Raw genomic sequence first — 21,532 nt, 5'->3', positions numbered from 1 at the left:
GGCGCTTTTCGCCGCGGTCACCGGTGCTCGTGAGACCGGTCCAGTACTTCTTCGAGCCGCAACGGACTCGGCGGGTGGTGGCTCAGGCACAGCGGCACCCGCATCCGGCGGAACGCGAAGTTCTCGCCGGTGGCGTAGAACTGCCCGCGTTCCAGCCTCGAGATGTTGCCCACTGAACTGCTCTTCGCCCTGGCCATCTCGGTCGCCGCGGCCACCTGCGCCGGGCTGTTCAGCCTGCCGAAGAACTGCGTCGTGGCATTGCCGACCACCTGGTTGTGCACGCCCTTCGGTGCCTGGGTGGCCAGCACCAGGCCGAGCCCGTACTTGCGTGCCTGGGAGGCGAGCAGGATGGTGCTCTGCGTGCTGGCCGTCAACGCAGTCGACGGCGCGATGGTCTGCGCTTCGTCCATCACGAACAGGCCGCCGAGCGGCCGGTCCACGGCCGGGTGGCGTTTGATCCAGGCGAACACCTCCCACTGGAGCTGGCTGACGAAGCCCTGCCGCTGCTCCTCCGACGGCAACCCGATGAAGCTGATCACCGAGATCCGGGCCCGCCTGCCTGCCGACGGCGTGAGCAGGACCCCCGGGTCGGTCGTTTCCCCCGGCCCGCCGAGGAGCGGGTCGTTGACCACAGCCGCCCGCAGGGTCTCCGCCAGATCGGCGGCCATCGCGGTGCCGGTGCTGAGCTTGCTCACCCCCTCCGGCAGTTCGGCGAGCAGTTCGATGAACCGGTTGAGGTCCCGCTTCCCGGAACGGGCGTAGTGCGTCAGCGCCTCGCGCAGCACCGCCCGGCCGCGAACGGCACCCTTGGTACCGTTGACGACCCTGGCGTGCGGCACCAGCCGGGCCACGGCGGCTTCGACCGAGACCGCGAACTCGTCGGGGTCCTCGCGAACGTCGGCGAAGTCGGGCAGCGGGTGGAAGCTGAGCGGACGTCCGCCCGCCCGGCCCGGCGTCCACACCACGACCTCGGTGTGGGCCAGGTATTCCGCCGACTTGCCCGCGTCCCCGGGCAGCCAGTCGCCAGGCGGTTCGGGCCAGGCGTCGCCCAGGCGGGCCAAGTCGTTGTTGGGGTCCAGCACGATCGCCGACACCCCGCGCAGTGCGCACTCCTCGACGATCCGGCGCAGCAGCACGGTTTTCCCGCTGCCGGACCCCGCGAACACGATGACGTGCTTGCGCAGCGACGCCAGCTCGATGCGGATTTCCCCGTTGAGCCCGAGCACGAATTCCTCGTCGGCCGGTGCGGCCGGTTCCACGACCGGGGCTTCGACCGGTTCGGCAATCGGGGCCTTTGGCGGGGTGGGCTTCGGCTCGGCGGGGGGTGGGGTGGTGAGTCTGGCCGGGGCGAGGTCCGGCGGCGGCCGCGTTTCCTGGTGGCCGTTCCTGGGCGGGGTGGACTGGGGCAGGACGTGGCGCAGCAGTGTCCGGCCGCTGGCCGGCTTGCGCGCCACCAGCCAGGTGATCAACCGCCGGTTCGGCGTGGCCAGCATTTTCCGGAGCGCGCTGAAGGTCCGCAGATCCTCGTCCGACATGTCGAGGCGCCGCACCCCCAGCTGCTCCAGCGCAGTGAACTCCTTGCGGGTGGTCGGCCCGGTCCAGCCGCGGTTGCCCCAGCGGATGAGCACGAGGTACCGGTCCTTGGCCCCGGCCCGGATGCCCGCAGCGTCGCGGGCGTTGCGCAACCGGCGCAGCACTGTCGTGCCGTGGCCCCCGGAGATGACCCGGAAGGTCCACTGCTCCTGGAGGTCAAGCGCGTCGTCGAGGTGCCGGCGCAGGCTGGCGTGCAGCCTTTTCTCGTCCGACAGCGACTCCGGCTGCCACTTCAGGTCGTCATTGCCGATCTCGGTGATCCACGCCTTCAATCCGGCCAGCAGCAATGGTGGGGCGACCTCGTCTTCATTATCCTTGCTGATGTCCAGCTCGCTGAGATCGACCGCACTCCGCAGCCGGGCGAACTCCTCGTCGAGTTCGTCCAGGGAATGATCCGGCAGCAGGCCCACTGGTACGGTCTCGGCCACCTTCTCGTCGAAGGAACCCAGTTCCCGGATCTCACCGTGCAGGCAGGCTTCGGCGTGGGCATGGATCCGCTTGAGCAACTGCCGCGGTGTGTAACTCGTCCAGCTCTCACCGAACGCGCTGGCGGCCACGGGCCAGGTCGAGTGCGGTGGTGTGACGCCGTGCTTTTCGTAGATCACCCCAAGCCACTTCTCGATCAGTTTCCTGCCCAGTTCCGGATCCTGGATCGCCCCCAGGAAGGAGGTCTGAGTGAACCGGTCGCCCACCGTGTCGCTGGCCACGGCCTTCAACCTCATCCAGGTGTTGGGCAGGCACGCCACGATGGTCAGCGTCCGCTGGGTGGATTCGCGCAGCGCCATCAAACCGTCGGAAATCAGCGCGATTTCCCGGGTCGCCCCGGCGTCGGTCTCCTGGGTGTCGAGGGCGTCCTGCCCCTTGTTGACCAAGGTGTCCAGCTGGTCGACCCCGACGACGCACGGACCCGTCAGGGCGAGGACGCGGGAGATGTCGCGCACGAGCACGCGGGGTGACTTGGCGCGGTGCTGCATGCCCCACAACCGGCGGTCATCCTTGCTGCCTTGGTGGCCCTGGAGGTATTCCAGGCCGATGTCCGCGGCGTCGGACCCGTAGAGCACCAGAGCTCGGATGGTATCACCGCATTCCACGGCGATGCGGCTGTCGGCCTTCCTCAGGCCGTTGAGCAGTGCACGCAGGTGGTCGGGCTGCAGTGCCGATTCGCCCACGATGGCTCGGCTGACCTCTTCGGACACCGCGGCACCGGCACACAACTGCCGCAGCAGCACGGTGAGCTGGCGCTCGCCCTCGTCGTTGGCCCGGTGCAGCTCGCCGCGCATCGCCTCGGCGAGGTCATCCCAGAACGCGTCCCCGGTGGTGAGCTCGACCAGGAAGAAGTAGCCGCCCTCACGCTGCACCATGCGGCGCACCGAGCCGAGCAGGTGGGTCTTGCCCACTCCCTTCTCCCCCTGCACGGCCACGCCCACCGGGCTCGGGCCGGTGCTGGCCCTGGCGTCCTCGATGCCCGCCCCGATGGTGTGCTCGACCCTGGCGTGCAGGCCGTCGATGTGCGAGGGCGAAGTGTGCCAGACGTCGTCCGGGGTCTCGGCGGAGTTGAATCGCAGTACGGCCAGGACCTCACGTAAGTCGTCGGTCATGATTCCTCGATTACGATGAGGTGCTTGTCCTCGCCACCGACCCGGACGGCGGCGGCGTGGTCGACGTCGGTGAGCACCTTGCGATTGGAGTCGGGGGCCAGGTGGACCGTGCCCGTCTTCGCCATTTTGACCAGCACTGCGTCCACCTCGTCCTTGCCCGCACCGTTGAGCTTCGGCCGCAGCCGGGCCAGGCGAATCCAGTCCTGCACGCCCACCGACAGCTCGGCGTAGACGCCGCGGATGAGCGATTCCAGGTCACCGGACCGCAACGCCTCGGCCAGCAAGCCGCGCTGGCGCAGGAACGGCACCAGCCTGCGGAGCAGGTCGAGCTGCTGCCGGGCCTGCGGCCCCGCGCGAGGCGGTAGTTCCGAGCGGACCAGGTCGGTCAGGCACCAGTCGATCCCGTCGTCGGTGATCCGGTGCACGAACGGCCGGACGTTCGTCGAACTCTCCAGCAGTCCGGCGGTATTCAGCCGGTCGCGGTCGGCGGGACCGAGCCGGACCTTGTGGTCGTTGACCAGTTCGGTGTTGAGCATGGCCCGGTTGGCCAGCGCCAGCGCCAGTAGTGCGGCCCTGGCATTCGTGGAGTACTGCTCCGGCATTTCGCCGCCTTTCATTCGGTGAACGCGTTGATCCGTCGATCGATCCGGCTCAGCAGTGCCCTCGTCGCGTCGAGGAGCGCACGGGGTGCGGGCACCCCGGCACCGTCGCCGTGGGCTCTGCCGAGGAAGGTCAGGTCCGCCGACCGGTCGAGCAGCAGGGTCAGGTCGCCGTGGTCCAGTGCGGCGGCCATTCCGCGCACGGTTTCCTCGACCAGGACGAAGCGTTCGGCGTAGGGCAGGGTGTCCGGCAGCGCGCGGAGAGCGGCCGCCGCGCCCCGCAGCGCCTCCTGGTCCGGCTCTGCCCCGGTGGCGGTAAGCAGATGGTGCAGTTGCCTGGCCACCTGGACGGGCCGCACGTCCGGGGTGAATTCCAGGTGGCGCAGATTGCGCACGAAGCCCGGCAGTTCGTCGCGATCGATGCCGCGGGCGAGCAGGCAGAACAGCTGCCGATGCCGGCCCTCCGGCCCGAGCGTGTGCCGCAGGAATCGTTCGGACTCGGTGATCTGCCAGCGGCTCAGCGGTCCCTCCACCACCAGGCACAGGTGCTGGGCCGATTCGGTGGCCTCGGCCAGGAATCCCGGGTCGCCGGACAACGACCGGTCGGCGCGCACCCCGAGCAGGTGCAGTTCTTGGATCAGTTCCGCGGCGACCTTGGACTGCCGTGCGCTCGACACCAGCACGTCCAGGTCGAACTCACGGCACCGGTCCCGCGCGGCGGCCACGTAGGCGTCACGGTTGTCGGCCAGCACGTCGGTACGGTCGAAGTCCTGCGCGATGACCGAAGTGACCGTCTCCAGCGCGTAGGAGATCTGGTCCGCTTTGGGCACCTCCTCCTCCAGGACCGGCAACTGCTCGCCGAAGCTCCAGTAGGAGACGTAGGGCACCGTGAGGTGGCGCATCATCAGGTCCACCGGGACGGTCTGCGCCAGCCAGTTGCCGAACAGCGGCGCCACGGTCTCGGCGCACTTGCGCTGCCACTGCTCGGCGCGCTCGTACTCGACTCGATTGTCCAACCTGGACAGAATGGGAAGTACCGAGTGCCGGGGCCGGTCGTAGGGCATGCGGTCACGGGCGCGGTCGGCCCGCCGGGCGACGTCCACCACGTCGTCGAGGTTCTGGTCGTTGGCGGTGAACACCACGACCAGCCGGTCCGGCAGATGCGCGGTGCAGATGCCGGCGATGTCGGAGACACCGGTCCGGCTGTCGAGCAGTACGAAGTCGTAGTCCTCGGTCCACGCCGCACGGCACCGCTCCAGGTACGCGGCGAACCCGCGCTGGTACAGGTCCTCCCAGTTCAGCGCCTGCATTCGCTTCGAATAGGAGTCTTCCAGCTTGCCTGAAACCACGCGCCCGGCGGCCAGCAGATCGAGCCGGCCACCTTCGACGCCGACCCGGACGGCGTAGGACTCCAGATCCCGCGGGCCCTCCGGTGCTCCGGCACCACGCAGGAAGTCGTGCGCGAGGTCGACGACGCCGCGTTCCGGCTGCTCGATCAGCTTCGGCCCGAAGTAGTGGTGCAGCCCGGGCGCTTCGAGGTCCCAGTCCACCGTGAGCACCCGGTACCCCCAGCGCGCCAGCAGCACGGCCACGTTCGCCAGCGTGAAACTGCGACCCACCCCGCCCTTGTACGAATAGAAGGTGAGCACGGTGCCGGTCGTCATTCGAACCTCGGCAGCGGAGGAGTCGGCAGCAACACCGGTTCCGGTACTTCGACGAGCGGCCAGTCCGGCCGCCACGGTGGCGCCTGGGCCACCAGCTGCGCCAAGTCCCTGGCGAGCTCCTTGACCTTGTGGTGGAACTTGTTGTATTCAACACTCTGCTGATAGGAAGGATCCGGATAGGCCACGTCCTTGAAATCCCGCCAGGCGCGCACCTTTCCCCAATCGGGGAAATTTTCCGAGTCCCCGTACAGGATCGGGTAGATCAACCCCTGGGAAGAGCCACCGTGTCCCGCGAATCCGAGCATCTCCTCCCTGGCTTGCATGCTACGCGTCTCGGCCATGCACCAGGAGGACTGAAAGTACGGCGGGGTGAGCAACTGAACCATGATCTTGCTGCGCTGCAACGCGTCCCGCAGGTTGGACGGCCAGTGCACCGCACTGGGCATCTGCCGATCCACGTACACGTTCAGGCTGCCGTACTCGTCGGCGAGACATTCACGCAATTTGCCGTAGAAGTGGTTGAGCAGCCATTTCTGCACGCTGCCGTGACGGCTGTAGCTGATGAACAGATCGAACTCGTACTCGGACACGCCAACGATGATATGCGGCGGGCAGCGGGCGGAAATCGACAGATAATGGCGATTATCGGGACAACTGGCCAGTCAACTGGCCACAAAGTGGACAACGACCAGACCGCCGGCACAATTGACCTGCACGAATACCTCGACAGAATCCGGCACGCGCGAGCCCAAGAAGTGCCCGAGACGTCACGCACGCTACGACAGCTTGCCGCATAGCCGGACGTAGGTGATGGCCGACTACCAGCAGAAAGGGTATTTTTCGGCATCGCTCAGCACCGCCTGACACATCGAAAAGCGATCCCTTAACCAGCAGGCTTGAGAGGATGGATACCAGGCAGTACGAGCGCCCCAGGCGAGGCGAATCCCCAACCCGGAAACTACGGCCCCGCAAGCGTCTCTTTCGGCCATGCAGCACACGCACCGTCACAACCGGCATGACCTACCAGTTCAGCGTCGACGTTGATCGGTCTGCCGTCGCGGAAGCGCCCGGACGGGTGCGACGTCGATGTCCGACGCACTCGATAGTCAGCCGGCGAGACTTCCTTGGCCTGCGGCGAGTCAAGGCCGGTCCGGCTCAGCCGTAGCAGAACCACGGCCAGCTCGGCGCCGGCCGCGCCGAGCGAGCGGAAGCCCCTGATGAACGCCAGCTCATCCTGGTGCACAGTTCGGGGATGCCCGGCGTCAATCCGTGCGTTGCCGAGGTCTTTGGTCAGGTCTATCCAGTTCTGGATGGTGTCGATCAGCGTGGTGTCGAGCGCCCGCAGCTGGTCGGCCTTCGCTTCGATGATCCGGTCCGCATGCTGTGTCACGTATCCCCCGTTGTTCGGATCAGCCGGCAGAGCTCGGCCGCGGCCGGTAAAGCCGCAGTGCGGGCTCGCCGAACAGGTCGACCGGCGGCCCGTCGATGTCGAACCGGTCGAGGTCGACCAAGTGGTACTGGACGCCGAACCACAGCGGCAGCAGTGGCAGAGCCGAGCACACTACCTCTTCGGCCGCCCGATAGAGCTTGGCGCGTTCGGCCGGGTCCGCGGTTGATCGGGCGCGCTGGATCAGCAGGTCGAACTCGGCGGAGGAAAACCCGGTGAAATTGTCGTGGTGGATGGATTCGGAATGGAACAGCGGATAGAGGAAGTTGTCCGGCGACGGGTAGTCGATCACCCAGGTCATCCGGAACAGGGCATCGGCTCGAGGCAGCCAGCGCAGGAATTCCGGCCAGGGCAACGGGGTGAGCCGGAACCGCCAGCCGAGGGCGGCGCTGATCTGGTCCAGTGCCAGCGCCACCCAGGCGTCGTGGCCGAGGCCGGCGTTGAAGCAGAAGTCGAACTCCAGGTCGGTGCCGACGCCTGCTTCGGCCAGCAGTTCACGAGCTCGCTGCGGTGAGTACTCGATGTCGATCAGGTCGTCGCCGCCGTCGCCGCGGGCGATGGCGGGCGGCAGGACCCGGTCGGCGATCGGGCGGGTGCCGTGGAAGATCTCGTCGATGATGTGCTGCCGGTCGACACTCATCGCGACGGCCCGGCGGACGCGGGGGTCGTCGAACGGAGCGACCCTGGTGGGAAATCCGATGTATTGCATCAGCGCGCACGGCGTCCGCCGGAATCGCTCGCCGAATCCGAAAGCGTCCCCCAGCCGGGCCGGCGGGACCTTGGTGATCTGCAGGGCACCTCGCTGCCAGTCCGCGTAGCCCTCGTCGACCTCGTCGTAGACCGCCAGGTCGATCCGGTCGACGTGCCCGCCGCCGCCGTCCGGGTAGGCGGCGTTGCTCCCGTAGTAGCCGTCGAAGCGTTCCAGCACCAGTCCGATGCCCTCCCGCCACGGCTCGGCGATCCGGTAGGGCCCGGTGCTGACCGGCCGCACCCGGAAGTCCTCGGGGTCGGCCTCGATGAGCTCGGCAGGCACCGGCGCGGTGACCCGGTGCCCGAACACCGCCGCGATCTCGTGGAACGGTTCGGTCAACCGGACTTCGAGCAGGTCCGGGGCCAGCGCGCGGACTCCGCTCAACGTGTCCGAGCGGCCGGCCAGGACGGCTTCGCAGCCCTCGACCATCGCCAGGTTGTAGGCCAGCTTCGACCCGGTCTCCGGTCGGACCACCCTGGTCAGCGAGTACACGTAATCCTCGGCCGTCACGGCCCGGCCGTGGTGAAATCGGACATCGCGGCGCAGCCGGAACAGCACTCGCTTCCCGTCCTCGTCCACCTCCCAGCTCGCGGCCGCGGCCGGCCGGGGCTCGCCGGTGTCCGGGGTGAAGTCGATCAGCGGGTCGGCGAGGAACCGCAGCACGAGCGCCCCGTCGTGTTCGAAACCCTGTGCCGGGTCGATCGAGGACGGCTCGCCGATGAAGATCCGGATACTGCTCGTCACGTCTTCTTCTCCTTGTCGCCGGCCGATATCTCTTCGAGCCGGAAGTACTCGGGACCGGTGATGCGCTCGGCCAGGTCGACGAGGTCCTCGTGGGCCGGCGCGGCGGCGAATGCCTTGACCAGATTGCCGGCGGTGCCGACGGCGGAATCGGCGATCTGGCCGGCGGCGGTGATATGGACGATCTCGTCCAGCGCGGGAAACGCCGCCCGTAGCTCGGCCGTCGCCGGGGACCGCCGCACCACGTGATGTCCCTGCGGCGGCTGGGGAGTGAGAAACGACGCGTACCGGTGAAACGCCGGGCGGGTGTCGGCCGGCCGCCCGACGGCCGTCCGGGCCAGGTGGAGCGGCAGGTCGTAGTTCGCCGCGAGCCGCAGTTCCTCGGTCACGCCACCGCCGACCCGTCCGTTGACTTCGATGATCGCCGGGCCGGCCGGCGTGAGCTTGACCTCGGTGTGCGTGACCCCGTGGGTGATCCCGAGCGCTTCGTGCGCGGCCAGGACGCAGTCGGTGATCGGTGCCAGGACGCCAGGCGGCCGGACCGACGGCAGGAAATGCGCGTTCTCCCGAAACGGCGGGGACAGCGGCAATTTGTCCGACACCGCAAGGATGTTCGGGCCGTCGTCGGTCACCAGCACTTCGACCGAGACGTAGTCGCCAAGCCTCGGCTCGTCCACCGGGTCCATGCCGGGCAACAGCTCTTCCAGCAGCAGAACCGGGCTGTGGTGCGCTATCCGGCTGTCCGCGGCGACAATCTCCATCGCGGACCGCCAAGTCGCGAGCAGCTCCTCCGGACCCGGAATCAGGTAGGTCGCGATGCTGCCCATACCCACCGAAGGCTTGAGCACCGCGGGAAACGCTGCCCCTCCGGCGGCCGCGGCGCAGTCTCGCTCGGTGCGCAGGACCCACGGTTCGGGGACCGCGAGGCCGGCCTTGGCCAACTGCTCCCGCTGGATCCTCTTGTCCTGCAACGCTTGCAAGGTCTCCGGGCGGTTGGCGGGCAACCCACGCTCATAGGCGGCCGATTGTGCGACATGAACGACGCGCTCGCTCAGCGCGAGTATCCCGTCAGGCTCGTGGGCGTCGGCCACTCGCCGTATTTCGCCTGCCAGGTCCAGCGGATTCCCGACGGCGATGTCTGTCGGCGCGAGCGAGACCGCTGCCCGGCGGCGGTCCCGGCCCGCGGGCGCCTCGACGGACAACCACACCACCGTAACGCTGAATTCCTCGCACAAACTGCGCAGATACTGTTCCGGCCGTGGACCGCCCGGCGCGTCCACCACCAGCAAACGACGTTTCGTCACGAATTCCCCTCACCGTCTCCGATGCCGAGCTCCGCGCTCAGCGCCTTCTCGTGCGCTCGCGCTCGCTCCTCGCAGGCCGCGCGGTCCGCATCGGGCCAGCGCACGACGGCGTAGAGCGGCGCCGGCAGGCAGCCGCGTGCCAGTTTCGCGGGATAGCTGCTGGTGCCGAACGCATAGGACGTCATCCCGTTGCGGGAACCCCATTCAATCGGCGCGTAGAACAACACGGTGAAATAGAGGAAGTCCAGCTCCTGCGAGTAATCGAAGCCGACCAGCCGCAGGTGCAGCCGATCGCCGTCCAGCAATGCGATGCTCATGCCCAGCAGCCGTCCGTCGCGCTCCGCCCGGAACACGAGCAGCCGGTCCTCGACCGTCGCACGAAGATTCTCATAATCGGCAAGAACGGATTCGACCGAGCCGCCCACCGCATACTTCTCCCGCAACGCGACCTGGAGCCGCGCAGTGTCCTCGCCGAGCGCTTTCGTTCCACTGTGGACGGAAATCCGGATCCCGTTCTCGCGGCACTCGCGCAGCTCTCGTCGTACCTTGTTACGCCGCGAACGCTTGAGACTGGCCACATAGTCGTCGAAGCTGGACCACTGCCCGGTCAGGAGCGTCTGCGCGGCGAAGATGAACGGCGGCGAGCCACCCATCGCCGCGCTCAGCTGCCGGGCACTGTCCATCTCGTCGACATACAACGCCGCCGCGGCCGGGCAGCCAAGCTCCGCCGCAACCTCGGCAAGCTCCTTGCCGAGAACTGCGCGAACCGGAGCGGGATCGATACCGGGCAGGACACGATCGACCCAGTGCGAACCGGACACGGCGGAAACGACGTTCGGGTACAACGCCGCCGGCTTCCAGTCGTCGAACAACGTACCGAGGTCATACAGGGCCATCACCTGGCCTGGACGCACGATCCTGGTCGCCGTGAGCCCGACCGGACTGCCGTGTTCGTCCCTCGCGACCAGGTACGTCATGCGCCCGCCCGAAAGCCGCTCGCAGTAACGGAGCCAACCGGGACTCTCGTAGAGCGGTGCCCCGGCGAACAGCTCTTCGGTGCCGGCTACGTCGTCGATCCGGCTGTGGCGGGTCGCTGTCAGTCCGGTCCCCATGCCGCTGTCCTTCCCGTCAGCAGCGGCAATACCCGGCCGCCGACATGTCGTTCACTGTCCAGCGACAACAACAGGTGTCCCTGTCCGGCTGGTTCCTCCGAGCCTTGGATCACGTCGATCCGCCCGGTCCGGCGCGCACGCGCGAGCAGGACGCCGACGCCTGCCGCCGCACCACCGGTGGCGACGTCTTCCCGACCTCCCAGCGAAGTCGTGAACACCCTGGTCCGCACGGTCTCCGCCGCGGTCTCGGCGAAGAAGACGACAGCAGTGCAGTCATGCGCCCGGCAAACAGCGAGAACCTCGGCGGAGCTGAACACCGGCAACTCCGCGACGTCCGAAACCCTCGCGTACAACCTGCTTCGTCCCTGCGGCACCCGATAGACGTCCGCAGCGCTCAGCCAACCCGGCAAGTCGCCGACGCGCATCGGCTCCCCTGCTGCGTCAGTGTCGCGAGCCCAGCACAGCCATCCGTCCGTCGCACGCTCGACCTGAACGTCCAAGGCGCCGGCGGGATGCCGGACGCGCCAGGTCTCACTGTCGGCCGCGCCGAGCGCGACCGGGGCCGCCAGCGTCGTCTGCAAGCACTGGGCCAGTTCCTCGTACGGCGAGAACGTGCGAACGGTGACGGAACGTCCGGCGTGCTCTTGCACGAACGCGGTGTCCGGAAAGCCAAGGGCAGCAGCCAGATCGGCCGGTGCGCCGCACTCGTCAAGCACCACTCCGGTGTGGTTGCCGCCGCAGCCGCTCCGCACGAACACCCGACCTACCCAGAGTCGTTCGGTCACCGCGCGAGCTCGTCCCTGATTGCCGTGGCGAAAGCCTCGATGGCGGCCGTTGCGGCGTCGGCCGGCAGCGTCAGCGGCGGAGTCAGCTTCACCACCTCACCGTCCGAACCCCCGCGCAGCACGAGAACTCCGAGCTCCCGCATCCGGGCCACCACCGCCTTGACGAAGTCCGCGCCGCCCGTCGTGTGGACGCGTGCGCCCAGCATCAACCCGCGCCCGCACAACGTGATCTCGACGCCGGGGATCCGCAGGGCGGCAAGCGCAGCCGCCAGTGCGTCGCCGGTCTCGGCAGCACGCCGCGACAGGTCGTCCTCGACCACGCGCCGCACCACGTAATTGCCCGCCGCGCAGGCCACCGGATTCGCGGAGAACGTGCTCGTCTGCCGGAGCGACGCTATCCGCTTCATCACCGCGCGCGGTCCGGCGACCAGGGAGACGGGCAGACCGCCACCCAACGCCTTGCCCAGCACGACAAGGTCCGGCACGACGCCGTCGTGCTGAAAGCCGAACATCGATCCAGTGCGGCCGAAGCCCGTATAGATCTCGTCCAGAACCAGCAGAATGCCGTGTTTCCTGGTGAACTCGCGCAGCTGCGAAAGCCAGCCGGGACTTGCCGCCAGCATGCCGCCCGCGCCTTGCACGGGCTCCACCACCAGCGCGGCCACGTCGTCCAGCCCGAAATCCGGATGTTCGAGGATCTCTTTGCCCCACGCGAATTCTGCCTCGGACGACACTACTTCGGCGGTGAGGTATCCGCGGGCCGAGGGATACGGCAGGCTCAGCGCCGCGATCGGCAGCTCGGTGACGTCCCGCCGCAGGCTCGAATTCGCGGTGACAGCGAGCGACCCGCCGGTCTTTCCGTGATAGCCGCCGAGGAAACCCAGGATCTGCCGCCGTCCGGTGGCCGCGCGAGCCACCTTCAGCGCGCCTTCGACCGCCTCCGAACCGGTTGTGCAGTACAACAGCACCGGATCCGGCCAGGGCAGCAACTCGGCGAGCCGACCGCTCAGCTCGGCGCGAGCCGGACAGCCCAGCTGCCAGCCACCGTGGGCGAACCGGTGCAGCTGCTCGGACATCGCCGTCAGCAGCCCGGGATCGCCATGGCCGAGCGCATGGACCCCCGACCCCGCGGTGAGGTCGAGATACCGCCGGCCGTCCCGATCCCAGAAATGGGGGCCGTCCGCATGAGACACGATCAGGCCGATGTCGTTTTCGATGGTCGCCGACATCGACGGCGACTCGAACCGGGTCAGCTCCCGCATCGCCGTGCCGGCGTCCTCGGCCGTCATCGGGCGCACAGCCATCCTCGCTCCTTCACCAGCAGTTCCAGCCGATCCACCAACGCCTCCGCGATCGCCGCCCCTTTGTCCGCGCTCGCCGGCCGCGGGTCGCCGATCACGCCCGAGGGCACCGCCGCCCGATCGAATCGGACCGGCCGGTGCGCACGCTTCGCCACGTGCAGATCGTCCCGGGTCAGGCCGTTCTCCGGCTCGACCCCGGGCGCGACCAGTTCAGTCCGCACCCGGTCCGGGTACCAGTGCAGGAAAACCGACGTCAGGCCCTCGCCCGCGTGCGCCTCGCTGGTCGAAGCGGACCTCTCGCGGATCACGTCGCTGACCAGTTCGGCCCACTCCACCACGACGACGTCCGTGCCCTGGCATTCGACCAGCCGCCGTGCCGCGATCATGAGCGACTCGTGGTTTTCGTCGTGCCCGTTGAGCAGCACGACCCGGTTCCGGTACGGCACGATCCCCGCGGTCAGTTCCACGACGGTCGAGGTGAAAGTCTCCGGCGTCAGGCGAGTACTGCCCGGCCAGTCCTGGAAAGCGTGCAGCACGCCTGCCCGCACCGTGCCCAGCACCAGCGCGCCGTGCCGGTCGGCCACCAGTTCGGCGGCTCGCTCCACGACCAGGGTGTCCGCGCCCAGCGGGAGGTGCGGACCGTGCTGCTCGACGCTGCCGGTGACGACCAGCCAGTACGGCACTCCGGGTGCCCGGTTCTCGAACTCGGTCCAGGTCAGGTCTTCGACCCTGGTCATGCCAGCCGCCCTCCGTCGAGCACCATGGTGTGGCCGGTGAGGTAGGTGTTGCCCGCCGAGACCAGGAACCGGATCGCCGCGCCGATTTCCGCCGGTTCCGCCAGCCTGCCGAGCGGGATTTCTCCGGTGTATCCGGCCACTGCCGCCGGGTCGTCGACCCAGCCCGGACTGCGGAACTTGCCCGGTGCGATGGCGGACACCAGCACCCCCCGGTCGCCGTACTCGGCCGCGAACGACCGGGTCAGCGCGTCGATTCCGGCTTTGGCCGCCGCGTAGGCGGGACTGGCCGTGGTCCGGCCAGTCAGCCCGGAAGTACTGCTGACATTGACCACCCGCCCGCCACCGGCCGCCGCCATCGCGGGCACGACCGCCTTCATCGCGAGATAGCAGCCGAGCAGGTTGACCCGCAGTACCGCCAGAAAGTCCGCGGCGGGCATCGCGGCGCCGGCCGCGGCCCGCCCGCCGGGTCCCTTCGGAGACCAACCGTGACAGGTGACCAGCACCGCGGGTGCGCCGTGCCGGGCCATGCCCCTGTCCACGGCCGACCGCACACCGTCCTCGTCGGTCAGGTCGACCACCGCACTCGTCAGATTCTCCGCCGGCCGGTGCCCGGCCCGGTCGAGCACCAGCACATGGTGGCCGTCGGAGACGAGGCCGCGGCTCACCTCGCTGCCGAGGCACCCGGCACCTCCGGTGACAATCGCCAGCGTCACAGCACCTCCACCGGAACATAGGTGGCCAGATCCTCGACCAGAGCCGGATACGACGTCGCGGCCGCGTCCACGCCGTCGAGTACCAGCTCTCCGCCGGCGAGCACTGCCAGCACGCAGCCGGCGAACACCAGCCGATGGTCCCTTGGCAACGAAAGCTCCGCCGGCGGCTTCGGCTCCGACGGAGCGGCGATCAGTCCTTCGGAGGTGGCGGACGCTTCGATGCCGAACTGCGTCAACAGCTCCACCGTGGCGGTGATCCGGTCGATGTCCTTGTCGCGCAGCTCGGCGGCGTCCTCGATGACCAGCGGCCGGTCTGCCCGGCAGCACAGCGCGGCCAGGAGCGGCAACTCGTCGATACCGGCCTGGATGAGTTCCTTGCCGCCGACCGTGCCGCCCGCAAGACGCAGCGGGCCGCGCACCTCGATCGTGCCGACCGGCTCCGGCGACCCGGCGCCCGCACCCTCCTGCCACGTGATGTCCGCACCGAGCGACCGCAGAGCGCGGAAGAAGCCGAGCCGGGTCGGATTCAGGCAGACGTCGTCGAGCAGCAAAGACGACGACGCTCGCGGCGAGGCCAAGTGCAGTGCGGCCAGCACAGCCGCCGCGGACGGATCACCAGGCACGGTCAGCTCGAAGGCGCGCGGAGTTCCGGGAGTCAGGATCACCTGGTTCCGCGCGGCCCGCACGTCCACGCCCGTCCAGCGCAGCATCCGCTCCGTGTGATCGCGGGCCGCCGTCCGTCGCCGGATGACCACCTCGCCGTCCGCCGCGAGCCCAGCGAACAACATCGCGGATACCGGCTGGGCCGAGTCGATCTCGACGTCGACGGTGCCGCCCCGCAGCTGCCTGCCTGCCACGCGCACCGGCAACCGCTCCTTCGGCCCGAAGCAGGTCAGGTCGGCACCCACCTGTCTCAGCGGTTCTATCAGCCAGTCCATCGGCCGGTCGCGCAGCAGGTCGTTGCCGTCGACAACGCAGTCTGCCCGGCTGCCGGCCAAGACCGCGATGAGCAGTCTCGCCGTAGTCGCGCTGTTGCCGGCGTCCACTGTCTCGCCACGGAAATCGAACCCGCCAGGGCCCACGCCGTCGATGGTCACGCTCGTTCCTTCGACGTGGACAGGGACGCCGAGCTGCTCAAGCGCTCGCAGGTTCGATGCGGTGTCCCGGCAGTCAGCGAGGTTCCGGAGGTGCGACTGCCCGTCCGCGATCGCGGCGAGCAGGGTCGCGCGCTGGCTCATCGCCTTGTCCGCGTGGGGTTTCGCGCGGACCGGCCCGTTGCCGGGATGCGGCCGGCCCAGCCGGATCCGGGCCGGCACCGCCCGATGCTCAGTCGCCACGGGCGCCTGCCGGGCTCATCCGCTCGATCACGTCCTCGTCGCTCAGCGGCTGGACGGTTTCCTCGCCCGGCATCGCCGGATGCGGCACCCGCTCCGGATACTTGCGCTGATATCCCAGGTACCGGTGGCGTTTGCGTTGCAGCCCCAGGCTTTCGCCGGGTTCGAAGGTGCTGTCGGCGACCTCGAGCTCGTCGCGCTCGACCGCCCGCGCCACGAGCTCGTCACCGGTACCGGTCCTGGTCATCACCAACGAGGTCTTCGGGACCTCGGTGTCGTTCCGGCTGGTGCGGAAGATGTTCGGGTCTCCGTCGGCCACGGAGATGTCGGCCAGCCCGCTCCACCAGTCCGGACAGGCGAGACAACGGAACGTCTTGAACTTCTTGAACGTCGTCACCAGCTCGTGGAACGGCAGGCTGTGCTCGGTGCCGGAGCCGTCGCGAGCGGTGAAGTTGCCCGGGTACCGGCCGGACCGGTACTTCAGGTCGGTGACCTCGGCCAGCGGCAGCCGAAGCCGATCCTCGATGAGGTGTTCGGTCCCGGCCAGCCGGGTGTTGGACGAGCAGGCGATCTCGATGGTCAGGGCCACCTTGGACAGCATCGGCGGTGGCTCCGGCAGGTTCGCCATCTTGTTGAGCGCCTGGATCTGGCAGGCCAGGCCCACCACAGCGATCCGCTGGTACGCCGTATCCCGCAACAACTGCAGGGTGGGCGCGATCGAGTAACTCGCCTGTGCCGACGCGGTCACCGCGGCCTCGGTATCCACCAGGTGCGCCGCCGGGATCCACGGGCGGTCCTCGTCCCTGCCGACGACCAGGGCGGCATCGATCATCCCGGTTCGCAGCGCGGTGATGAGCAGCGTGGTCACGGCGCCGCCCGCCGATGCGGCGCCCAGTACCTCCGAGTTGAGAGCACGGGCTTGGCAGGTCCGGCGGCTGACCCCGACCCAGCGCTCGTGCTCGGCCCGGGTCCGGCCGAACAGCCGCAGTTCCGAATCGGCCGTGCCGGTGTCCTTACCGGGGCAGACGTCCACGCAGAGCGTGCAGCTGCCACAGGAGACGTCGCCGGCGGCGACCTCGGGGCGCAGTGCCGCGACCGGGCGGTCGACGGAGATCCGCAGCAAATCCTGAGGGCACACCGCGGCACAGGCACCACATGAGGTACAGAGATCCTGTTCGAGAACCTGTGCCGCCAGTTCGGCGTAGCTCATAGCCCCGCCGCCCGAACCATGGTGAACGACTTCACCAGCTGGTCGAGATGCGACAGGTCGTGCCCGGCGAGCACCGCCGCGAGCACCCGGACGGTCTCCGCACCGCGGTAGGACAGCACACCCTTGCGGTCGAAGTCCTCATCGCTGAGGCCCCGCAGCACCCGGACGGTGTTCGCACGCTGGACAGCGAACCGGTGCAGTGCCTCAGGCACGCTTTCCACGTCGAAGAATCTGGTCCAGGGATCCGAATCGTACCCGTAGATCTCCGGCGTCTCCTCGGTCAGAATGGCCCGCAGCCGCACCGCGTTCACCGCCTCGTTGTCCGCGAGGTGGTGAACGATCTGCCGCGGGCTCCACTCGCCCGGCTCCGGCTGGTGATCGGTGCGGGTCGGGGCGTACTCGGCCAGCAGCGCTTCGACCCGGCGCGGCCCTTCGGCCAGTGCGGTGAGCACTTCTTCGCCACTGGTCAGCACTCGGTAGGAATACAGTTGCCCCGGCGTCCCGCGCTCCTCGCGGGCGGCCTCGTCGGCCCAGGCCCGCGCCTTTTCGTCCGCGGGATCCCGGACAAGCGTGTCCAGCACTTCGGCCCAGCCGAGTTCGATCTGCATGGCTATGTTCTCCCCTCGATTCGGTCCGGAATCCCCACCGGACTCGTGAGCAGCCGGGTCCGGCGTACCGACCACCCGACCGCGAAGGCCACCGTGAAACCGGCAAGCACCGTCGCGAACACCACGGACGCGACACCGACTCCGCGCTCGGCCAGCAGCCGGCCGAACACCGGCAGCGCGACGAGCGCGAACAGCGAAACCGCGGCCTCCTGGGAAATCGCCAGCCTGCCGACCAGCCGCGCCGCGGTGCGGTACTGCAACAACGAGTCGAGCGCGGTCGCCGACAGCACCGATCCGCAGCCCAAACCCAGGAAAGCCACCACCCCGGCCGGCACGGACTGGTTCAGCCCCAGCAGCAGCAGTCCGGCCGCCATCAGTGGCGGCGCGGCCCAGATCAGCGACGGCAGCCGCTCGACGGCGAACTTCCGCGTGATCATCACCGCCACGAACGAACCGGCCGCGGCACTGCCGTCGAGGGCGATGATGCCCAGCGCGCCGCCACCGAGTTCCGCGTTCACCGGAGCGACCAGCACCGCGGCCAGCGCCACGGCCAGCGGCCCGGCGCAGCCGAGCAGCAGGTGGACGGCCACCGCCGGGGTGCGGCGAAAGGCCGCGCCCAGCTCTCGCCACCGGCCGAACATCCGGTCGGCCGTGTCCGGCGGCTCCTTGGCCGGAAGGTGCCGAAGCCCGGCGAGGATCGCGGTGCCCGCCAGCAGGCACGCCGCGACGCCCAGCAGCATCACCGGCTGCGGAGCGACGGCGTTGAGCAGGGACACCCACAACAGCCCGGTGACCTGAGCGACCTGCAGCAGACCGAATCGAAGGCCGTTCACCCTGGCCAGCTCAACCGGCTCGCACACCCGGACCACCAGCGCGAAACTGGCGGCCCGGTACAGCGGCCGGATGATCGCCGACACCAGGAACACGCTGGTCAGTACGGTGGTGCCGGCCGTCGCGAGCAGCAGCGCGCCGCACCCGAGAACTGCACAGCCGCGCACCACGTTGGCGATGATCGCCACCTTCAGCGCGTCCCGGCGGTCGAGCACGCTCACGCCGATCACCTGCCCGATCAACCCGAGACCGAACTCCATTCCGACGAGTATCCCGAACATTTCCGCCGAACCGGTTCTCGCGAACAGAATCAGCCCGACCGCGAGCGTGAATCCGCCCACGCCGACATTGGTGACAAAATAGCCGAACAGGTATCTGCGGATCGCGGATGAAGGAGGCACACCCGTGCCACCAGCCCGAATGGATGTCATTTCGGACGCTCTCCTGCCGTTTTACGCTGCGGGGCGAGCCCTGACCGTGATGGCCGCGAATGCCTTGTCGAGCAACTGAAGCGCCGCTGCCGTATCCGCTGCCTGCACCCGCACATGCCCCAGCCGGGAATACGAGCTCTCCAGCCCGTTCAGCAGAGCGCCGGCCTCCGCCGACTGCGCGTGTGCGCGCACCCCGGGCAACGCCGCGACGCCGTCCCAGCCGTCGATGCCCTCCAGAACACCCTCCGCGGGCGGCACGAGATAGCGGATCGCCGCGGCTCCGGTGTACTGCGGCCGATCCCGCCTCGCGATCAGCTCCGGCAGCGCACCGATATCCTCGCCGGCGACCTGCCGGAGGAAAAAGTCAGCCATGTCCAGCCCGGTCGCATCGGCGATCAGCTGCGGAATCTCGTCGCCCGCCTGCCTCAGGTGAGTTTCCAGAAACACCGGACCGTCCGGGCCGAAGATCAGCTCACTGTGCGTGATGCCATGCTCGATGCCCAGCGCCGTCAGGCACTCGCGAACGTGCTCGACCAGGGCCGTCTCGGTCTCCGCGGCGATCCGCGCCGGGACAACATGGCCGTATTCCACTTTGGACACAGAGTCCTTGAACTCTTCGTTCACGGCGAACACGTAGTGGTGGCCGCGGTGGGAGAGGCACTCCACGCTGTATTCCGGCCCCTCCACGAATCGCTCGCCGATCGGCGAGGACGGTTCGACCCTGGGCGCGTGCTCGGTGGCTGCCCGGTGATACGCCGCATCGAGTTGCGCGGGCTCGGTCACGACCGTCACCCCCGCGCTGGCCCGGCCGCGGCTGGGCTTGACGATCAACGGCGGGCCGGCTTCGGCGAAGAAGTCTCGCGCCTCGGCCGCCGACGGCAGGTCCCGGTACGGCAGCCGGTCCACGCCCCGCTCCCGCAGCCGCCGACGCATTTCGACCTTGTTGTGCACTCGTTCCACGACCTCGGGCGAGTAGAACTCGACACCCAGGTCCGCCGCGATCGCCGCGGCCTTGTCCTGGTCGAGGTCGGCCATCGCGACGATCCGATCGATCGGGAACTCCGCGTTGATGTGCCGTCCGGCGGCAATCCAGCGCTCCACCGGCGAGTCGTCGCTGAGCACCACCACCGCCTGGTTCTCGCCGAGCTTCTGCACCCAGCCGAGCGCGGCGGCCCGGCAGAGCGCGACCGTGCGCAACTCGGGAAACATCGCCCGCAGCCGCGGCTGCAGATCTGATCCGCCACCCACGGCCAGCACCTGCGAAATGGGCCGGGGAACGATCTCCCCAGGCTCTCCTTCCAGCACTATCCCCACCCCTCGTTGGTGATTATTCACAGATGAGAAATACGCTTATTCACGCATTTTTTCTCATTTTTCAACCACTACTACCGACCGTAGCGAGACGGTTCACAGCCGACAATAGTCCGATCGAATGAGATCAGCATCACAGTGCCACTCTCCTCGGCACCTGACTCAGGTCCGGATTTTCCGCGGCAGATCAATCCAATACCGATGCGAGGTTTGTCAGATAGTTGTAGCTATACGAAGAAATCCACGGCCCACGAAACAAATGGAATCGACGCACTTTTCGCCCGGCAACCCACGGGCAGCCGAGCCGCCACGGCAGGTCGGACGAGCACCGCCCGGACGGCCTCGAACACGGCGCCGTCCGCGCACCGACTCCCCTGACGGTGTCGGCAAAGTCGGTGTGAGGGCCCCGCACAGCCCGCGGAGGTCTGTGAAGGGGCCCTTCACGGACTCTGAGTCCGTGAAGGGCCCCTTCACAGCCTTACTGCTGCCGAGTCGCGAAGATCTCCGCGACGGCTTCCTTGAAACCGTACTCGCCGAAATGCCGCGCGCCCGGATCCGGGCGCGCGGCGAGGTCACCGGAGTCGGTGCCTATACACATGAGCAGCAGACTCTGGCGATGCATAGTCGGCACTGTACGGACGCCCAGCGCAAAAGGCGTCCGTACAGTGGTCCGCCGGCCCGGCAGCCGCGGGGGACGGAGCCGGGCAGACGGGGTCAGATGGCGGCCCGGCCGCCGTCCGCCGGGAGGACTGCGCCGGTCATGAATCCGGCCCGGTCGCCGGCCGCGAAGGCGACCACTTCGGCGACCTCGGACGGGTCGGCCGCCCGCGCCATCGGCACGGTGCCGCCGTAGCCGCCGACGTCCGGGCCCAGCGCGGCGACCGCCTTCGACGTGCGCATCGGTCCGGGTGACACCGCGTTGACGCGGACGTTCGCCGGGCCGAATTCCGCCGCCCACGCCCGGGTCAGGGATTCCAGCGCGGCTTTGGTCGCCCCGTAGACGCCCATCTCGGGCATGCCGATTCCGGCGGCCGTCGAGGAGATGTTGACGACGCTGCCGCCGCCGCGCTCGGCCATCGCCGGTGCCAGGACGGTGGTGAGCACGAACGGCGCACGCACGTTGACGGCGAATGCGTGCTCGTAGTCGTCGAGGTCCTGTGAGGCGCCGAGCAGGATTGCCGCGTTGTTGACGAGGATGTCTACCGGACCGGCGTCGGCGGCGAGCTTGCGCACATTCTCCTTGTCGTGCAAATCGGCTGGCAGGAAACGGGCGTTGCCACCGAGATCGTCGAGGACCGGCGCTGCGCGCTCCGGATCCCGGCCGGTGATCGTGACCTCGGCACCACCCTCGGCGAAGATTTTCGCGATGGCGTGCCCGAGGCCGCCGAATGCTCCCGAACCGGTAACCAGAGCCTTTTTATTCTTGAATTCCATAGGCTGTCTTTCGTTGGTCTTCCCGAAG

At 68.6% G+C, this 21,532-nt stretch carries 19 protein-coding genes; all 19 read right to left on the bottom strand.

Translation table 11 applies throughout. From position 1 onward, the window contains the following. Positions 1 to 17: 17 nt before the first annotated feature. The 19 genes from ATK36_RS04010 to ATK36_RS03925 all read right to left on the bottom strand — a co-directional run bounded on the left by ATK36_RS04010 (position 18) and on the right by ATK36_RS03925 (position 21,504). Complete coding sequence (locus tag ATK36_RS04010) at positions 18 to 3,191, bottom strand: helicase HerA domain-containing protein (protein WP_098509867.1); 3,174 nt, start codon at positions 3,189 to 3,191, stop codon at positions 18 to 20. Further along, positions 3,188 to 3,793: a hypothetical protein gene (locus tag ATK36_RS04005; protein WP_098510325.1), complete on the bottom strand. Its 606-nt coding sequence runs from the start codon at positions 3,791 to 3,793 to the stop codon at positions 3,188 to 3,190. Before ATK36_RS04005 ends, ATK36_RS04010 begins: the two co-directional genes overlap by 4 nt. Before the next feature lie 11 nt (positions 3,794 to 3,804). Further along, positions 3,805 to 5,454, bottom strand: coding sequence for a tyrosine-protein kinase family protein (locus tag ATK36_RS04000; RefSeq protein WP_098509866.1), 1,650 nt, complete (start codon positions 5,452 to 5,454; stop codon positions 3,805 to 3,807). Further along, a complete protein-coding gene (locus ATK36_RS03995; RefSeq protein WP_098509865.1) occupies positions 5,451 to 6,044 on the bottom strand; it encodes a TIR domain-containing protein in 594 nt (197 codons plus the stop codon). The genes ATK36_RS04000 and ATK36_RS03995 overlap by 4 nt, the downstream gene beginning before the upstream one ends. A 368-nt stretch (positions 6,045 to 6,412) precedes the next feature. Beyond that, a complete protein-coding gene (locus ATK36_RS03990) occupies positions 6,413 to 6,844 on the bottom strand; it encodes a chorismate mutase family protein (RefSeq protein ID WP_098509864.1) in 432 nt (143 codons plus the stop codon). A gap of 19 nt (positions 6,845 to 6,863) precedes the next feature. Beyond that, the gene (locus ATK36_RS03985) at positions 6,864 to 8,396 is read right to left on the bottom strand and encodes an ABC transporter substrate-binding protein (protein ID WP_170069586.1); all 1,533 of its coding nucleotides are present in this window, start codon (positions 8,394 to 8,396) and stop codon (positions 6,864 to 6,866) included. Beyond that, positions 8,393 to 9,697 carry an ATP-grasp domain-containing protein gene (locus ATK36_RS03980; RefSeq protein WP_098509863.1) on the bottom strand — a complete coding sequence of 435 codons (1,305 nt, stop codon included), beginning with the start codon at positions 9,695 to 9,697 and terminating at the stop codon, positions 8,393 to 8,395. Before ATK36_RS03980 ends, ATK36_RS03985 begins: the two co-directional genes overlap by 4 nt. Continuing rightward, a complete protein-coding gene (locus ATK36_RS03975; protein WP_098509862.1) occupies positions 9,694 to 10,809 on the bottom strand; it encodes a GNAT family N-acetyltransferase in 1,116 nt (371 codons plus the stop codon). The genes ATK36_RS03980 and ATK36_RS03975 overlap by 4 nt, the downstream gene beginning before the upstream one ends. Beyond that, positions 10,794 to 11,594, bottom strand: coding sequence for a PhzF family phenazine biosynthesis protein (locus tag ATK36_RS03970; RefSeq protein ID WP_098509861.1), 801 nt, complete (start codon positions 11,592 to 11,594; stop codon positions 10,794 to 10,796). The genes ATK36_RS03975 and ATK36_RS03970 overlap by 16 nt, the downstream gene beginning before the upstream one ends. Continuing rightward, positions 11,591 to 12,898 (bottom strand): aspartate aminotransferase family protein, encoded by a 1,308-nt coding sequence (locus tag ATK36_RS03965; protein ID WP_098509860.1) that lies wholly within the window; start codon positions 12,896 to 12,898, stop codon positions 11,591 to 11,593. The genes ATK36_RS03970 and ATK36_RS03965 overlap by 4 nt, the downstream gene beginning before the upstream one ends. Further along, on the bottom strand, positions 12,880 to 13,632 hold the full coding sequence (locus ATK36_RS03960) for a creatininase family protein (protein ID WP_098509859.1): 753 nt from the start codon (positions 13,630 to 13,632) through the stop codon (positions 12,880 to 12,882). The genes ATK36_RS03965 and ATK36_RS03960 overlap by 19 nt, the downstream gene beginning before the upstream one ends. Continuing rightward, on the bottom strand, positions 13,629 to 14,345 hold the full coding sequence (locus ATK36_RS03955) for an SDR family NAD(P)-dependent oxidoreductase (RefSeq protein WP_170069585.1): 717 nt from the start codon (positions 14,343 to 14,345) through the stop codon (positions 13,629 to 13,631). Before ATK36_RS03955 ends, ATK36_RS03960 begins: the two co-directional genes overlap by 4 nt. Beyond that, positions 14,342 to 15,661: a 3-phosphoshikimate 1-carboxyvinyltransferase gene (locus ATK36_RS03950; protein WP_141544362.1), complete on the bottom strand. Its 1,320-nt coding sequence runs from the start codon at positions 15,659 to 15,661 to the stop codon at positions 14,342 to 14,344. Before ATK36_RS03950 ends, ATK36_RS03955 begins: the two co-directional genes overlap by 4 nt. Positions 15,662 to 15,671: 10 nt before the next feature. After that, the gene (locus ATK36_RS03945) at positions 15,672 to 16,889 is read right to left on the bottom strand and encodes a Coenzyme F420 hydrogenase/dehydrogenase, beta subunit C-terminal domain (RefSeq protein ID WP_098509857.1); all 1,218 of its coding nucleotides are present in this window, start codon (positions 16,887 to 16,889) and stop codon (positions 15,672 to 15,674) included. Then, positions 16,886 to 17,497, bottom strand: a complete 612-nt coding sequence (locus tag ATK36_RS03940; protein WP_098509856.1) for a DinB family protein — start codon at positions 17,495 to 17,497, stop codon at positions 16,886 to 16,888. The genes ATK36_RS03945 and ATK36_RS03940 overlap by 4 nt, the downstream gene beginning before the upstream one ends. Positions 17,498 to 17,499: 2 nt before the next feature. Then, positions 17,500 to 18,729 (bottom strand): MFS transporter, encoded by a 1,230-nt coding sequence (locus ATK36_RS03935; protein WP_098509855.1) that lies wholly within the window; start codon positions 18,727 to 18,729, stop codon positions 17,500 to 17,502. A gap of 51 nt (positions 18,730 to 18,780) precedes the next feature. After that, positions 18,781 to 20,073: an ATP-grasp domain-containing protein gene (locus ATK36_RS03930; RefSeq protein ID WP_141544360.1), complete on the bottom strand. Its 1,293-nt coding sequence runs from the start codon at positions 20,071 to 20,073 to the stop codon at positions 18,781 to 18,783. 475 nt (positions 20,074 to 20,548) lie between these two features. Further along, positions 20,549 to 20,692 carry a hypothetical protein gene (locus ATK36_RS31970; RefSeq protein WP_170069584.1) on the bottom strand — a complete coding sequence of 48 codons (144 nt, stop codon included), beginning with the start codon at positions 20,690 to 20,692 and terminating at the stop codon, positions 20,549 to 20,551. 92 nt (positions 20,693 to 20,784) lie between these two features. Then, positions 20,785 to 21,504, bottom strand: coding sequence for an SDR family NAD(P)-dependent oxidoreductase (locus tag ATK36_RS03925; RefSeq protein ID WP_098509853.1), 720 nt, complete (start codon positions 21,502 to 21,504; stop codon positions 20,785 to 20,787). Positions 21,505 to 21,532 lie beyond the last annotated feature (28 nt).

Origin of the sequence: Amycolatopsis sulphurea (genome assembly GCF_002564045.1) — a bacterium.
Classification (GTDB): domain Bacteria; phylum Actinomycetota; class Actinomycetes; order Mycobacteriales; family Pseudonocardiaceae; genus Amycolatopsis; species Amycolatopsis sulphurea.
This window is presented reverse-complemented; position numbering and strand designations above follow the sequence as displayed.

What these genes read in the sequence shown, in the direction of transcription:
- ATK36_RS04010 (WP_098509867.1), bottom strand. Translation starts at nt 3,191, where the DNA reads ATGACCGACGACTTACGTGAGGTCCTGGCCGTACTGCGATTCAACTCC.
- ATK36_RS04005 (WP_098510325.1), bottom strand. Translation starts at nt 3,793, where the DNA reads ATGCCGGAGCAGTACTCCACGAATGCCAGGGCCGCACTACTGGCGCTG.
- ATK36_RS04000 (WP_098509866.1), bottom strand. Translation starts at nt 5,454, where the DNA reads ATGACGACCGGCACCGTGCTCACCTTCTATTCGTACAAGGGCGGGGTG.
- ATK36_RS03975 (WP_098509862.1), bottom strand. Translation starts at nt 10,809, where the DNA reads ATGGGGACCGGACTGACAGCGACCCGCCACAGCCGGATCGACGACGTA.
- ATK36_RS03965 (WP_098509860.1), bottom strand. Translation starts at nt 12,898, where the DNA reads ATGGCTGTGCGCCCGATGACGGCCGAGGACGCCGGCACGGCGATGCGG.
- ATK36_RS03960 (WP_098509859.1), bottom strand. Translation starts at nt 13,632, where the DNA reads ATGACCAGGGTCGAAGACCTGACCTGGACCGAGTTCGAGAACCGGGCA.
- ATK36_RS03945 (WP_098509857.1), bottom strand. Translation starts at nt 16,889, where the DNA reads ATGAGCTACGCCGAACTGGCGGCACAGGTTCTCGAACAGGATCTCTGT.
- ATK36_RS03940 (WP_098509856.1), bottom strand. Translation starts at nt 17,497, where the DNA reads ATGCAGATCGAACTCGGCTGGGCCGAAGTGCTGGACACGCTTGTCCGG.
- ATK36_RS31970 (WP_170069584.1), bottom strand. Translation starts at nt 20,692, where the DNA reads ATGCATCGCCAGAGTCTGCTGCTCATGTGTATAGGCACCGACTCCGGT.
- ATK36_RS03925 (WP_098509853.1), bottom strand. Translation starts at nt 21,504, where the DNA reads ATGGAATTCAAGAATAAAAAGGCTCTGGTTACCGGTTCGGGAGCATTC.